11 protein-coding genes are annotated in these 14,284 nt (G+C 42.0%); all 11 read right to left on the bottom strand.

Features of this window, described 5'->3' with window-relative positions; all coding sequences use genetic code 11:
- Positions 1 to 25: 25 nt before the first annotated feature.
- The 11 genes from U5R06_02895 to U5R06_02845 all read right to left on the bottom strand — a co-directional run bounded on the left by U5R06_02895 (position 26) and on the right by U5R06_02845 (position 14,247).
- Complete coding sequence (locus tag U5R06_02895; GenBank protein MDZ7721783.1) at positions 26 to 1,504, bottom strand: right-handed parallel beta-helix repeat-containing protein; 1,479 nt, start codon at positions 1,502 to 1,504, stop codon at positions 26 to 28.
- Positions 1,505 to 1,792: 288 nt separating this feature from the next.
- Positions 1,793 to 2,569 carry a cupin domain-containing protein gene (locus tag U5R06_02890; protein MDZ7721782.1) on the bottom strand — a complete coding sequence of 259 codons (777 nt, stop codon included), beginning with the start codon at positions 2,567 to 2,569 and terminating at the stop codon, positions 1,793 to 1,795.
- Between the two features lies 1 nt (position 2,570).
- Positions 2,571 to 4,514, bottom strand: coding sequence for a hypothetical protein (locus tag U5R06_02885; protein ID MDZ7721781.1), 1,944 nt, complete (start codon positions 4,512 to 4,514; stop codon positions 2,571 to 2,573).
- Between the two features lie 90 nt (positions 4,515 to 4,604).
- Positions 4,605 to 5,735: a sialidase family protein gene (locus U5R06_02880; protein ID MDZ7721780.1), complete on the bottom strand. Its 1,131-nt coding sequence runs from the start codon at positions 5,733 to 5,735 to the stop codon at positions 4,605 to 4,607.
- Between the two features lie 39 nt (positions 5,736 to 5,774).
- Entirely contained in the window at positions 5,775 to 7,211 is a 1,437-nt protein-coding gene (locus U5R06_02875) for a hypothetical protein (protein MDZ7721779.1), read from the bottom strand.
- Positions 7,211 to 8,272, bottom strand: a complete 1,062-nt coding sequence (locus U5R06_02870; protein ID MDZ7721778.1) for a LamG-like jellyroll fold domain-containing protein — start codon at positions 8,270 to 8,272, stop codon at positions 7,211 to 7,213. Before U5R06_02870 ends, U5R06_02875 begins: the two co-directional genes overlap by 1 nt.
- Before the next feature lie 30 nt (positions 8,273 to 8,302).
- Complete coding sequence (locus tag U5R06_02865; protein ID MDZ7721777.1) at positions 8,303 to 10,801, bottom strand: LamG-like jellyroll fold domain-containing protein; 2,499 nt, start codon at positions 10,799 to 10,801, stop codon at positions 8,303 to 8,305.
- Positions 10,802 to 10,922: 121 nt separating this feature from the next.
- On the bottom strand, positions 10,923 to 11,897 hold the full coding sequence (locus tag U5R06_02860; GenBank protein ID MDZ7721776.1) for a hypothetical protein: 975 nt from the start codon (positions 11,895 to 11,897) through the stop codon (positions 10,923 to 10,925).
- Between the two features lie 69 nt (positions 11,898 to 11,966).
- Positions 11,967 to 12,947 (bottom strand): LamG domain-containing protein, encoded by a 981-nt coding sequence (locus tag U5R06_02855; GenBank protein MDZ7721775.1) that lies wholly within the window; start codon positions 12,945 to 12,947, stop codon positions 11,967 to 11,969.
- Between the two features lie 68 nt (positions 12,948 to 13,015).
- A complete protein-coding gene (locus U5R06_02850; protein MDZ7721774.1) occupies positions 13,016 to 13,279 on the bottom strand; it encodes a hypothetical protein in 264 nt (87 codons plus the stop codon).
- Between the two features lie 173 nt (positions 13,280 to 13,452).
- Positions 13,453 to 14,247 (bottom strand): metallophosphoesterase, encoded by a 795-nt coding sequence (locus U5R06_02845; GenBank protein ID MDZ7721773.1) that lies wholly within the window; start codon positions 14,245 to 14,247, stop codon positions 13,453 to 13,455.
- Positions 14,248 to 14,284: the final 37 nt, after the last annotated feature.

Below are 14,284 nucleotides of genomic sequence, written 5' to 3'. Positions count from 1 at the left end.
CGCAGAATATGGTTGTCATAATCCTTTACCACCCCCCAACGGCCTCCAGCATTGACGATCCGATCTGATATTTTTTCGGGTAAAAGTTCCTTCTCATCTTGAATAACCAGTTCGGAATAATGCTCAGCCTTTCGGGCCGACAAAACAGATAAATTAATTCCGTTGTCAAAAAATCCGGGAATTCATTTTTATTCCCTTTGAATTTTTCCGCCTGCAGCATATAATTATCGTGAATCTCTGCAACGGTTTCCTGCAAAACAAAATCAGCCCAGATGATATTGTTTCTAATTACTGTTTTGTCCAGGTAATCCTTGGTTTCAATGACAAGCATGTTGTCCAATATAACATTGTTTCTGATCTCGGTTTCGCTTCTTTGAAAATAAATCCCGCTGTTCTGTGCAACAATATTATTGACAAACTCGCCTCTGCTTTCCATGGTAAAGCGCATGGCGCCTGAGTTCATGGACGGATTTCGATTGGCGATGAAAACATTATTCTCGATTGTAACGTAAAAGTTTTCCCGGCGCGGGTATGGGTCAAGCGGTGCATCATACCTGTGCTCTTGTCCACCGACGAACAAAGCACCGGCATCATCGGTGCATTCATTATCAACAAATATATTATTTCTAACAAGGGTCGAACTCCATAAAGCAATAAAAACAGCACCGGCATCATTTTCGGAACCAGCATAGTTGCCAAGGAAAATATTTCCGTCAATCAACCCTTTACTCCAACGAAAAATCGAAACAGCGCCGCCGTCACTGCTCCTCATGGGATCATCCAATCCGCTCTCATTTTTTAAGAAAACATTATTGAGAATCTGAGGATCACATTGGTTATCGAAAGCAATGGCAGCGCCTCTTCCGTTTTCAGTTTTGTTATGAGCAAACAAATTATTCTTGATCAAAGGTGCGGCGCCATCCTTACCGTAGATTGCCCCGCCGTCATTTGCCGTTTCATGCCAGTATTCCGGATTCCAGTCAAGGGGCTTTAGGGATTTATTATGAATAAATTTGTTATTCGAAATTGTGGGTGAAGCGCCATCACAATATATAGCGGCTCCTTTTCCACGATATTCCGAGTTGCTTATGACGAACCCATCTATAATGCAGTTATCATCTGCTATGATTGCTCTTTGCTCGTTTTTAATGTTGATTTCAGTGGGGTATAATCCAACATCTCTTTCCCAGGATTCACGATTAAAGCCTCCATATAAATCGACAAACGGTTTCAGAGCAATTGTCTCTCCATCATATATCCCTTTAGAAACAAATAGTGCAATTCTATTTGATCCAGTTGCATTTTTGACGTTTGATACTGCACATTGAATGGTTTTAAAAGGATTATCCTTTGTTCCTCTATTCATCTCATCAGAGCCGTCTTTGGCAATAAAGAATATTTGTGAATATCCATCACGTTCAACAAGTCGGGTTGCAGGTCCTTTTACCTGAGCAAAAGAATAAACTGCAGCTAATAAAATAAAGAGTGCAAGTTTTGATTTCATAAAAACTTCTCCGAATTTGTGTTGGTTTCCAGGTGGCAACTAAAGTTTAACATCCTGCGGCTCGCTTGTTAAAGATACAAGAACTATATTGATTAGCAAATGACCCGCTTTTAGTATCTGTTTTTCTCCCATATATATTATAATGTTCACACCCAACTCTAAAATTCTGTCATTAATTGCTGACTATATCACATATTTGAATCGACTTTTATTCACGTGGAATCCTTTTCCATCAAGTATTTCGGTCACAAATTGATTATTCATTATTACTCTCGTTCAAATTTAATTTCAGTCAGTAAAAGCACTCAGACACAAGCACAACATGTCTTCATTGCCGGCTTTAATATCGTATGCTGTATCCCTCGGTGTAAAGAAAATATTTCCTGCATTTACGTTCTCTATAGTATCATTTTCAACGGTTACTAGAGCTTCTCCTCGCAAAACAAAAAATGTCTGCTCAACAGAGTTGTCTTTAATATTACGAATTGATTGACCGCAAGGATATGATAGCAATTTCATTTGAATACGGTTTGCTTTTGCATCCATTAAAGTTGTTTTTAAATGTGCAGTATCTTTTTTTATAAATGAAAAAAGATCTTTGTAAAATTTTCCCGGTCCTGGTTCAAAATTTGTTTTTTCATTATCAGTATCAACTTTTCCTGAGACAGCTTGCTGCTTTCTGATTTGTTTAACTTTTTCAATATGGTCTGCAAAAGTAGAGTGTCCTTCTTTATCCGGATTCAGGAATACGTTGAAAAGAATATAACACAAGCGTTCCTCTGTTGTTGTAATGGTCTGATGTACCAATCCGGCAGGTACATAAGCGAGTGAACCCGGTTTGGCATCAAACACATCTTTGCCCAAATGAATTTTACCGACTCCATTCGTTACATAAAATATCTGGCTTTTATCATTATGTTTATGAGGGGGGCCATCCTGGTTTGGTGTCCAGCAATTCCAACCGATTTCAGTTAATTCAGTTTCACTTCTATCAATCAAAACCGTTATTTCATTAAGTCCCGCTACATCAAGTTTTTGTCCTTGTTTATAAAATCGATTTATCATTTCATTCTCCGCTTTTAATAGCCTCATCCATTGTGGTCTGAATATTATCAATTTCAAAAATGCTTGCGCCTGTTTTAAAATCAGCGCCCGGCAAATCTTCCTGGTACAAACCCGGATTACCAGGTTCTCCATTAACGATGAAAGGTCTGACGTCACCGCGCCAGGGTCCGGTTCTAAAAACAATTCGCTGCAAAGATTCTGTTTTAACAGCAAAAGGGATTTTTTCTTTGACCAACGCTTTATCTAAATAGACATCATAAGATTGAGTTTCACAATTCAGTTTTAACTCGATATGCCGCCAGTCTCCGACTGAATATTTAACAGGATCAATTTCCAGAGGACCTCTATCGAACATAAGCCACTCTTCTGAAAAGAGAAGACGCAGTGGTCTTTTGCCTTTTATGTCATGAATTTCAAATTCCAACTTGGCGGAACCGAGCAGGACTTGTTTGATGCTGAATTTAACTGAAAGCTTTTTGCTCTCGGGAATGAGCTTTTCAACTCGCAGATAATCGTAAGGTTCTTCGTCCGTTAATCTTAGAACGTTATCGGCAGATTGCTGCTTCTTTGATGCAATTTCCGCCGGGGCCCATTTAGGAACATAGAAACTCCACTCTGCTAAATCGGCTATCTCATTGATATCATCGAATGATTCGTTAATATGCTCATCAGCAATTCCGGTGACGGGAACCTTGATTTTTGATATCCAAATATCTTCCTTGTTAACACTGTAGGTGATCCAGATATCATTCCCCGCCGGATTACCATTACCAGGCACAATCCCGCGAATATATTGTGGCCCTAAACCTTTATGAATACCCTGATATCTCATCGGCGGTACCTGCCCATTAATACAAAGCATATCATCAAAATGATGCCCATCGTTACCGGTAATAATAACAAGTGGAAATCGATTTCTTAACGAAGCCGAATGGTTATAAACCAGAGCGTATCTGTTATCTTTCGTTCTCTGGCCCCACACTTTTGCCCCGCAGGTTTTTAGAGTGGGACAAGTGCTGATACTTGTCCAGGTCTCACCGGTATCGGAACTCAGAGCCGCAAGATTATGTTTCCATAAACCAACAACGACATCATCAGGTCGTTTATAATAACAAAGCGCCTTAATTTCATGTTTGCCCCTATCAATATTGTAAAAGCCATCTTTAGCTCTATCCATTTCCCACCATTGCAGAGTCGCCAGTTTATCGGCAAGTAAATCCTCACATGCCTTGAGAAATGCCGGGTCATCACTTTCTTTGTAGAACGGGTAATCCGTATTGGTTTCATTCCATCCGGCATGCCGGTTATATCGAATAAAGTAAATCGGACCGAAAGAGCCATCTTTATAGATTTCTCTGACAACTCTTCCCAGTCCTTGCCCCAGGTTCGGGCTATGTCTGGGTGTGGCACAATAACTGTAAAACCCTATTGTTAAAAGTTTGCCGTTTGGCGCCACATAAAATCCCATACGCTGATGCATCACAGAAGCCATACCTTTCGGTATGTATCCAAATCCGGCATCAATCTCGGGGAGCGAATAAACAGGAAAAACAACTTGAGGATTAGTCCAGTCAGTTCCGTTTTCCGAAGCAGCAATCAAAGTTCTGCCGGGAGCGCCGTGTTCTTCTTTCAAGTTACTTAAATACTGCAGATAAAATTTACCGTTCCAAAATGCCAACATCGGAGCATGGCTGTATGTCCAACCGATCAAGCCGCCCTCTGTCGGATTTGAACGGTTGGCTCTAAAAACCTGAAAAGTATGTACCCCGGCGGCATGCGGTAATTTTCCATCATAGAAATATTTGTTCGTTTGACGGTTTCCAATATATTTAACCGGCTCGTTTTTGCTTTCTTTTATTGATAGCGGATATTTTTTTTCAGCATGGATCCCGACATTCAAAAACAAAATTACTATAACTATTATACTTTTTGATAGATTTTTCATGAACTTGATTCCCGAATTTTATACTCATAAGTGCTGTTTCTTATTTTCAGCAGCACTCCAAAAAATTCACAACATTCATAAACATGCTACTTATGGCTTCCAGATTGATGCAGCGATATGCTGCTGCGGATTCTCCTCTGTCGCCCAATAATATATTGCAACCACATTGCCTTCTTTGGTTTGAACAATTCTTGGATAACCGAGGTCTCTCATTCTTCCGGTTTCTGTTCTGATAAAATCATCCCGAATAACAAATTCGGGTTCCCAGGTTTCTCCATGATCATTGCTGTATCTTCCAAGTATCTGAAGTGTTGTTCGGTTTCCGTATATTGCACATAATCTGCCGTCATCAAGTTTAACCAGAGCGGGAGGATTACCGTTGTGTTCTCCTGTATCGCCAACCTTGCTTGTAAATCTCCACGAATATCCGCCATCATCCGATTTGTAGGCATCAATCCAGCATTGGTTTCTATCAGATATATTTCTTCGCCTTGCAACCATAACCATTTCATCTTTATCCAGTTGAACTGTATTGGGCATTGCATTTCGATATGGATCTTCACAAGGGACGACCCAGGGTGAGATTAATTTAAAAGTCAAACCGCCGTCATTTGTTTTGATAACCGAAATATCATCGGATAATCCGGTACCATCAATTCGGGACGTAATAAAGATTAAACATTCTTTTTCACTTAATGCAATGTAATCCGTTCTTGGAGTAAGGATGCGGGCCTCAAATCTTTTATGCTTATGAATATCACCAAGGTAAAAAGGACCGTTCCATGTATTTCCTTTATCATAAGAATAATAGAAAGCTCCGTCTGGATCGTTATTACCGTGATAAGTTGAACCCAATATCCGCATTGCAAAATTTTCATGTTTGAAATTAACGGGGTCTTGTAATTTTGATTTTGTGCCGCCATCACCAACATAATTTTCGGGATCAAACATCGTCCATGTTTTTCCACCATCTTTACTTCGGGTCAACAGACTTTTAAAAGGAGCATTTTCTTTTATATTATGTCCATCAGCTTTTGCATATTCTACCTGTGTAAACCCGACCAATATTTCATCCCCCCAAACCCAGACACCATTATTAGCAGGCCAACCATGAAAATAGTTTTTTTGAACAGCGGCTATTTTATGCTCAATCTTTAATGATTGTGCCGCAAGACTGGTCGAAAAAAGAAAAACTATAACTGATAAATAAAATACGTTCACTTGATGCTCCTTTAGACATTAAAAATATAGACCGGCCTTTTACTCGTTCAAAAACTGCATAGAATAGAGTTTTGACCCTCTCATTCGAAAAACAAGTTTTACCACTTTACCTTCAAGCGGAGAAACATCTTTTGTCGTCTTTACTTTTTCCAATATTTCAGTCGATTCACCCTCGCCAATACTCACATCTGTAAATTCCTCGCGATTTTGAATCCATTCAGCTTTTTCTTTAATAAAGTCACCATTGATGTAAACACAATCATCCACTGAAAAGCCTTGAATCGGATTATCATGCTCATCCACAAAACCAACCTGAGTATACCCTACCGCATCGGTGTCAATATTAAGGACCAGCCGGTTTCCTTCAAAAACAAACGGCTTTGTCTTGATCACGGCTTCTTTTTCATACGGACTGTCAATTGATATGAATCCGTCTAATCGTTGCACCAGTCGAAATACCGCTCTCTTGTCATCATATTTTACCCAGGCGGAATGATAATGCGGTTCAGCAAAATAATACTGCCACAGTTCATTTCCACGCCTGACCATACCCTGTGCGATATAGGCGGTCTTTACATCAATCCCCCCATGTTTTCCAATGGGAACATACGCGGGTTGATAATACCGTTTCCAGTCCAGCCCATTGCGACTCACAGCGATCTGGGTTTCAATTGGTCCGGCTCCCCGCAGTCGAGTCGAATCTATTAATATCTGTCGTGTCAGCGGTCCATCTTCTTCATAATGAAAATAAGTGATCGGAAACGAGATATACGTATCCGGAGCATACTCGTACTTTATAGCTTTGGTTACATAAATATCCATTCCAACGGGATCGTCCCCGGTTGGATCAAAGGCATGCGGAAATTCCAACCCAAAATCACCGGGGGTCAACGGACCATTGTCAAGCCACCAGGGCTGTGGTTCGCGCAGTCGGTATTTTTTATCCAGTTCCCAATAGTCATTTTGGCTTAGAGGTTCATATTTGACAGGCTTGTACAGATTCTCAGTTTGAGTAATGACTGTACTTCTTCGAGTGGCGCCGCCCGGTGTATGAAATATACCGGTCCGGTGGGTTGAAACATACATCTGCCGCTGGTCATCATAAAATGTACAGGATTGCGTGCCACTTCTAAAAGGAATTAAAGCCATTTTCCGGCGGCTCCAGCTCCAGCCGTCCGCAGAGGTATAAAGGTAAACACCGCGGTTATGATAACTGGATATATATTTCCATTTATGATCGCCTTTGCCGTTCGGATCGATAAAAGGAGTGCCTTTACCGCCAACACGTTCGGGAATCACAATATTATCCCTGCCGCGATAGCTTGTACCGGTATTGGGAGCTTTAAAATTTACGCCGTCTCTGGATGTATGAACAATCATAAAATCGTCATGGGCGGAATTATAGATGCGGATTAATCCATCCTCATCTTCGATAACGGTTAAATGTTTTCTAAAGGGGCCTTTAATATTACCCATTACCAGTTCTTTTTTTCAGGGGGATTAACCGTAAACTCGACATCGCCGACGGTCTCAAGAAACGCATCATCAATAAACAGATGTTTTCTGCCGCCCAGCTGTAGCGGCGTATCATCCCTGGATTCATCATCAAACAACAGAGGCGGGCCTTTTTCAAGTTGATCCGCAACGTATCCTTCCTGATAAATACTGGAAAAGCTTTCAGGCGGATTAAACTCATTTGTATAAATTACATCATCCGAAAATCTCAATTCATCAATTTTACCTTGCAGAGGATGTTCCCACAGACCGTCCCGGGCAATGCTCATATAATCTTCGGCAAAGGAAGGCTCGAGTTTCCCGATAGTGACGTTATTCGCTGTCGACAATAATTTTCCATCTACAAAATGGAGAATCTTGTCGTTATCAGCGAAATGCACAAATGCAACATGATGCCATGTTTCAAACGTGAGCTCAGTAGGCAGAGTAACCGCGCTTTGAATCTTTGGGTTAAAGAAATTAAATGAACGGTTCTTTAGATCCAGACTGAGACGTGTCAATTTTTCATTTTCCCCCCTGGGTCCGGCGCCAATTTCAAAGACCGTTCCAATATCAGAATTCTGATTGGGATAAAACCAGAATTCTACGGTCCAGTCAAAATCGCCCAGATTCATTGCAGTCGCCGCCGGGCTTTGGAACCCGACCTCTTTGCGCAGATGCGTTTCGCCGCTTGTCATCAACGCCGAAAACTCGGCATTGTACCACGTCAAAGGCGCAACGGTGCGTCCCGGAGGAGGATCAAGCTTTACAAGCCCGAACTTTTTTTCACCCTCGGGCAGCTCAACTTTAGGATGCATCAGGGGCTCGAACGCATTTCCAAATTTACCTTTAACAATTCTTCCGCCCGGGCCGAGTACAAGCGGCAAATTATGTTCCGAACTGTTTTCTAAAACCTGACTTGGATATAAATCGCATTGTTCATCAAACAGCCAGAGAGATACAGTATGATCCTCTTTGGGGGCGGATAACAGAGTTGCGTAAAAAAAGACAATGACAGCAAGCAATACTTTATAATTCAACATATTCAGAACACCTTTTTAGATTATTTCAGATTATTTATTTGTAAACTGCAGAGAATAGAGTTTTGACCCTCTCATTCGAAAAACAAGTTTTACCACTTTACCTTCAAGCGGAGAAACATCTTTTGTCGTCTTTACTTTTTCCAATATTTCAGTGGATTCACCTTCGCCAATACTCACATCTGTAAATTCCTCGCGATTTTGAATCCATTCAGCTTTTTCTTTAATAAAGTCACCATTGATGTAAACACAATCATCCACTGAAAAGCCTTGAATCGGATTATCATGCTCATCCACAAAACCAACCTGAGTATACCCTACCGCATCGGTGTCAATATTAAGAACAAGCCGGTTTCCCTCAAAAACAAACGGCTTTGTCTTGATCACGGCTTCTTTTTCATACGGACTGTCAATCGATATGAATCCGTCCAATCGTTGCACCAATCGAAATACCGCTCTCTTGTCATCATACGTTACCCAGGGCCCATGATAATGCGGTTCAGCCCAATAATGCTGCCACAGTTCATCTCCACGCCTGACCATACCCTGCGCGATATAGGCCATCTTTACATCAATTCCTTTATGTTTTCCAATGGGAACATACGCGGGTTGATAATACCGTTTCCAGTCCAGCCCATTGCGACTCACAGCGATCTGGGTTTCAATTGGTCCTTCTCCTCGCAGTCGAGTCGAATCGTATAATATCTGTCGTGTCAGCGGCCCATCTTTTTCATAATGAAAATAAGTGATCGGAAACGAGAGATACGTATCCGGAGCATACTCGTACTTTATAGCTTTGGTTATATAAATATCCATTCCAACGGGATCGTCCCCGGTTGGATCAAAGGCATGCGGAAATTCCAACCCAAAATCACCGGGAGTCAGCGGACCGTTATCAAGCCACCAGGGCTGTGGTTCGCGCAGTCGGTATTTTTTATCCAGTTCCCAATAGTCCATTTGGCTTAGAGGTTCATATTTGACAGGCTTGTACAGATTCTCAGTTTGAGTAATGACTGTACTTCTTTGAGTGGCGCCGCCCGGTGTATGAAATATACCGGTCCGGTGGGTTGAAACATACATCTGCCGCTGGTCATCATAAAATGTACAGGATTGCGTGCCACTTCTAAAAGGAATTAAAGCCATTTTCCGGCGGCTCCAGCTCCAGCCGTCCGCAGAGGTATAAAGATAAACCCCGCGATTATGATAACTGGATATATATTTCCATTTATGATCGCCTTTGCCGTTCGGATCGATAAAAGGAGTGCCTTTACCGCCAACACGTTCGGGAATCACAATATTATCCCAGCCGCCATGACTTGTACCGGTATTGGGAGCTTTAAAATTTACGCCGTCTCTGGATGTATGAACAATCATATAATCATCCTGGACGGAATTATAGATGCGGATCAATCCATCCTCATCTTCGATAACGGTTAAATGTTTTCTAAAGCGGCCTTTAACATTACCAATTACCAGTTCTTTTTTTTCAGGAGGATTAACCGTAAACTCGACATCGCCGACGGTCTCAAGAAACGCATCATCAATAAACAGATGTTTTCTGCCGCCCAGCTGTAGCGGCGTATCATCCCTGGATTCATCATCAAACAACAGAGGCGGGCCTTTTTCAAGTTGATCCGCAACGTATCCTTCCTGATAAATACTGGAAAAGCTTTCAGGCGGATTAAACTCATTTGTATAAATTACATCATCCGAAAATCTCAATTCATCGATTTTGCCTTGCAGAGGATGTTCCCACAGACCGTCCCGGGCAATGCTCATATAATCTTCGGCAAAGGAAGGTCTGAGTTTCCCGATAGTGACGTTATTCGCTGTCGACAATAATACTCCATCCACAAAATGGAGAATTTTGTCGTTATCAGCGACATGCACAAATGCAACATGATGCCATGTTTCAAACGTGAGCTCAGTAGGCAGAGTAACCGCGCTTTGAATCTTTGGGTTAAAGAAACTAAATGAACGGTTCTTTAGATCCAGACTGAGGCGTGTTAATTTTTCATTTTCCCCCCTGGGCCCGGCTCCAATTTCAAAAACGGTTCCGCTATCAGAATTCTGATTGGGATAAAACCAGAATTCTACGGTCCAGTCAAAATCGCCCAGATTCATTGCAGTCGCCGCCGGGCTTTGAAACCCGACCTGTTTGCGCAGATGCGTTTCGCCGCTGGTCATCAACGCCGCAAATTCGGCATTGTACCACGTCAAAGGCGCAACGGTGCGTCCCGGAGGAGGATCAAGCTTTACAAGCCCGAATCTTTTCTGGCCCTCGGGCAGCACAACTTTAGGATGCATCAGGGGCTCGAGCGCATTTCCAAATTTGCCTTTAACAATTCTTCCGCCCGGGCCGAGTACAAGCGGCAGATTATGTTCCGAACAGTTCACTAAAACCTGACTTGGATATAAATCGCATTGTTCATCAAACAGCCAAAGAGATACAGTATGGTCCTCTTTGGGGGCGGATAACAGAGTTGCGTAAAAAAAGACAATGACAGCAAGCAATACTTTATGATTCAACATATTCAGAACACCTTTTTAGATTATTTCAGATTATTCATTTGTAAACTGCAGAGCGTATAACTTTGAGCCTCTCATCTCAAGAACAATCTGTACCGTTTTTCCGGCGAGCTCGGATATATCTTTACCTTTCTGCATCCACTCTATTTCTTTTTCCCAGGAAATCTCCGTTGATATAAACGCATTCATCGACGGCGAATCCCTCAATTGGGGTTCCATTTTCATCCAATAATCCGACTTGTGCATAGCCCGTCGCTTCGGTATCAATATTGATGACAAGTCTGTTGCCTTTAAAAACCAAAGGTTTTGTGATAACCGTTGTCTCTTTCTCATAAGGAGAATCGAGTGAAACAAAACCGTCAAGTCTCTGAACCAGTCTGATCACGGATCTTTTATCATCATATTTTACCCAGGGTGCATGATAATGCGGTTCACAGAACACATATTGCCAGATTTGATTCTCACGTTTTACCATGCCGTAGGCGATATAAGCGGTTACAAAATCAATCCCCTGATGTCTGCCGATGCCGACATATGCGGGTCTTGGATATCGTTGCCAGTCAACGCCGTTGCGGCTTGCCGAAAATTGAGTCTCAAGCGGCCCGGAGCCGAGCTGCCTGCTTTCCTCGAAAAGGATACTTCTTTCTTCCGGTAATGATTCCTCATAATGAAAATACATCACAGGAAAAGCCACATACGTATCCGGTGCCCACGGGTATTTATGAGCTTTGGGAATATAAACATCCGTTTCCCGTGGGTCCAGGCTGTCGATTGGCGAAAAAATCCAGGGGTATTCCAAAGAGAAACCGCCGGGAGTCAGAGGACCGTTATCAAGATACCAGGGCCTGTATTCAGCAATCCGTTTTCCCTCGGCTCTTTCTTTTGTTTCAGCCGGAGTCAGAGGAGTGAACGGCCAGGGTCGTAATAAATCTTTTGTTTCCGTCATCACAAAGTCACGCTGAGTATCCCCGGTCCGGGTGCGGCCGAAATCTGATCGGTGAAATGTCGTATAGACCTGTTTTTGATCATCATAATAAATATTGGCCTGCGAGCCCGAACGGAACGGAAGCACAGGCTGTTTATAGCGTTCAAAACTCAAACCGTCTTTGGAATAAAATATGGAAACAGCCCTGCGGTGATAGTCGCTTATATTGTATAGCGTTCATCATCAGGCGCGTGGGGATCCAGTAAAGACAATCCCCATGCCCACATTTTTATGCAGGACAATATTGGTACGACCTTTATAGTGTCCGTTCGGCAAATCAGGCGCTGTAAAATGAACTCCATCTTTTGAAATCCATACAGCCAAATAGTCATCCTCAACCGTGGTATAGATACGAATGTTTCCGTCTTTATCTTCAACAACACTGAGATGTTTTCGAATATGTCCCTTGATATTTGTTAAAACAATTTCTTCCATACGCGGAGGATTGACAACAAATTCAGCGTCTCCGGTTGTTTCAAGGAGGGCATCATCAATAAAAAGATGTTTTCGAGAGCCCAGTTTGATGGGTTGATCAAGTTTTTCACCATCGAATAACAGTTCAGGCCCGGCAATCAAATTATTTGTTTGTTCCAGATCATGCAGATAAGAGAAACTTTGGGGCGGCGTGAATTTATCCGGATATATCATACCTTGAGAAAACCTCAATTCATCAATTTTGCCTTGAAGGGGTTCCTTCCACAAACCGTTTCTTCCCACACTCATGTAATCCTCTTCACCCACCGGCAGCGGCTTTAACGCTTCAGAATTCTCCTGGCTGATCATCTTTCCATTGACAAAATAAGTCAATTGGTTTTCTCTTGAATCATATACAAACGCAAGATGCTGCCATGCCTCCGGTTCAAGCGACGAAGGAATCTCGATCAGAGTTCGGCTCGGTTGATTATAAAAGATAAATTGTCCCATATCCCGGTCAAGTTTCAATGTGGTATAAATCCGGTTCTCCCCTCTGGGCCCCGTCCCTATCTCAAAAACGGTTCCGGTTTCATCAGTCTTGCGCAACGGGTAAAACCAGAATTCCACAGTCCAGTCAAAATCACCAAGATTTAAATCTGTTTGAGTAACCTGGGGGAAACCGACCTCTTTGCGCAGGTGAGTTTCTCCGCTTGTCATTAAAGCGGCAAAGTCGGCATTGAACCAGGACATTGGCTCTACACTCCGCCCATCAGGTACGGGCAGTTGGTCCAAACCAAATCTCACCATTCCTTCAATCTCTACAAAATCGGACTCTGCTTGTCCGACCGGTAGCAAGGCATTTCCGAATTTACCGTTTCAGATTTTCCCGCCCAAACCGAGAACCAGGGGTAATCATCGTCAGATAAATCAGACAGAACACAACTCGGATAAATCCCCTGCTGCTCATCGAATGGCCAGAAAGCAATTGTGCTTTTATCGGTTTCCCGGGAATTGCTGCTGGTCGTCAACATGAACAGAATTCCGACTAGTAAAAAAACCGTGATTTTTTTTTGAGTAGACATAATATGATTCCTTTCCAATATTTGGCTTTACTTGCCGCACTCATAATTTGACCTTTAGAACCAGATACCTTAATTCTTTATAAACTCATGTCGGGTTACGTGTATTGAATTCTTTGTTGTATCAATACCAACCAGATGGAACGGACTTTTATTATTATCGGCGAATGAATCCGTTACGATAGACCGGAATCGTTCGCAAAAAGTTCATCTTTCATCCACCGATGAACATGACCGACAAAGATTCCTTTAATTTGCTCTTTATGAGCGTCAACCAGTGAGAAAAATTCCGGTTCTATTTTTGGCGAAATAAGGTCTTTGGGCTTATTCCGTATTTTTATATGATCCGTTTTGACAGGATGATGAATAAAGAGTAGAACAGGCAGCCCTTTTTGTAATTCGTTTTTCAACCACTGCATTTGCTGGTCATCAAAAAACCGATCGAGATATCTTCCACGCATACTGTTGAGAAACAATAAATTCCATCCTTTATGTTCAATCGCATAATAGGGCTCAATATCCGCCAACTCGTGCCATAACACTTCCATGGTATCAATATCCTGAAATGAAAAAAGGGCATCGGAATCCCGGTCACTGTCAATCTTATAATCATGGTTTCCGAGTGCGATATGCCAGGGAATTTCAATCCGGTTTATTATCTTTAAAAATTTTTCCGCCCTTTGATTTCCAGGCAGGCCCACTTTATCTCTGAAACGTTGAAAGCTTGATACCGCATCGCCGGTTATTACAAGCATGTCCAGGTTTTCAAACATTCCATCATTGACAGCGCTGATCATATCAATCAGACGCTGATCTTTTGTCTCATCATTGCTGATATGAATATCACTGAGAATGAGCAGCGAATAGTCTTTATCAAGCGTTTGCGTATTAGTTCCACATGATATAAACAGCCAGAATATGGATAGAAATACAAGGGTTGCTATTTGACATATTTTTTTGCGTCTGAACATCGTTATGACCTCAAATTTTCATTTGATAAATTTTCAT

The organism is candidate division KSB1 bacterium, assembly GCA_034521575.1.
In the GTDB taxonomy this organism is placed as follows: Bacteria; Zhuqueibacterota; Zhuqueibacteria; order Residuimicrobiales; family Krinioviventaceae; genus JAXHMJ01.
Note: the sequence above shows the minus strand (reverse complement) of the source record. Positions and strands in the feature narration are given on the sequence as shown.

Coding starts and splice junctions, on each gene's coding strand:
- U5R06_02890 (MDZ7721782.1), bottom strand. CDS start 2,569: ATGATAAATCGATTTTATAAACAAGGACAAAAACTTGATGTAGCGGGA.
- U5R06_02895 (MDZ7721783.1), bottom strand. CDS start 1,504: ATGAAATCAAAACTTGCACTCTTTATTTTATTAGCTGCAGTTTATTCT.
- U5R06_02885 (MDZ7721781.1), bottom strand. CDS start 4,514: ATGAAAAATCTATCAAAAAGTATAATAGTTATAGTAATTTTGTTTTTG.
- U5R06_02850 (MDZ7721774.1), bottom strand. CDS start 13,279: ATGTCTACTCAAAAAAAAATCACGGTTTTTTTACTAGTCGGAATTCTG.
- U5R06_02865 (MDZ7721777.1), bottom strand. CDS start 10,801: ATGTTGAATCATAAAGTATTGCTTGCTGTCATTGTCTTTTTTTACGCA.
- U5R06_02855 (MDZ7721775.1), bottom strand. CDS start 12,947: ATGTCCTGGTTCAATGCCGACTTTGCCGCTTTAATGACAAGCGGAGAA.
- U5R06_02845 (MDZ7721773.1), bottom strand. CDS start 14,247: ATGTTCAGACGCAAAAAAATATGTCAAATAGCAACCCTTGTATTTCTA.
- U5R06_02870 (MDZ7721778.1), bottom strand. CDS start 8,272: ATGTTGAATTATAAAGTATTGCTTGCTGTCATTGTCTTTTTTTACGCA.
- U5R06_02875 (MDZ7721779.1), bottom strand. CDS start 7,211: ATGGGTAATATTAAAGGCCCCTTTAGAAAACATTTAACCGTTATCGAA.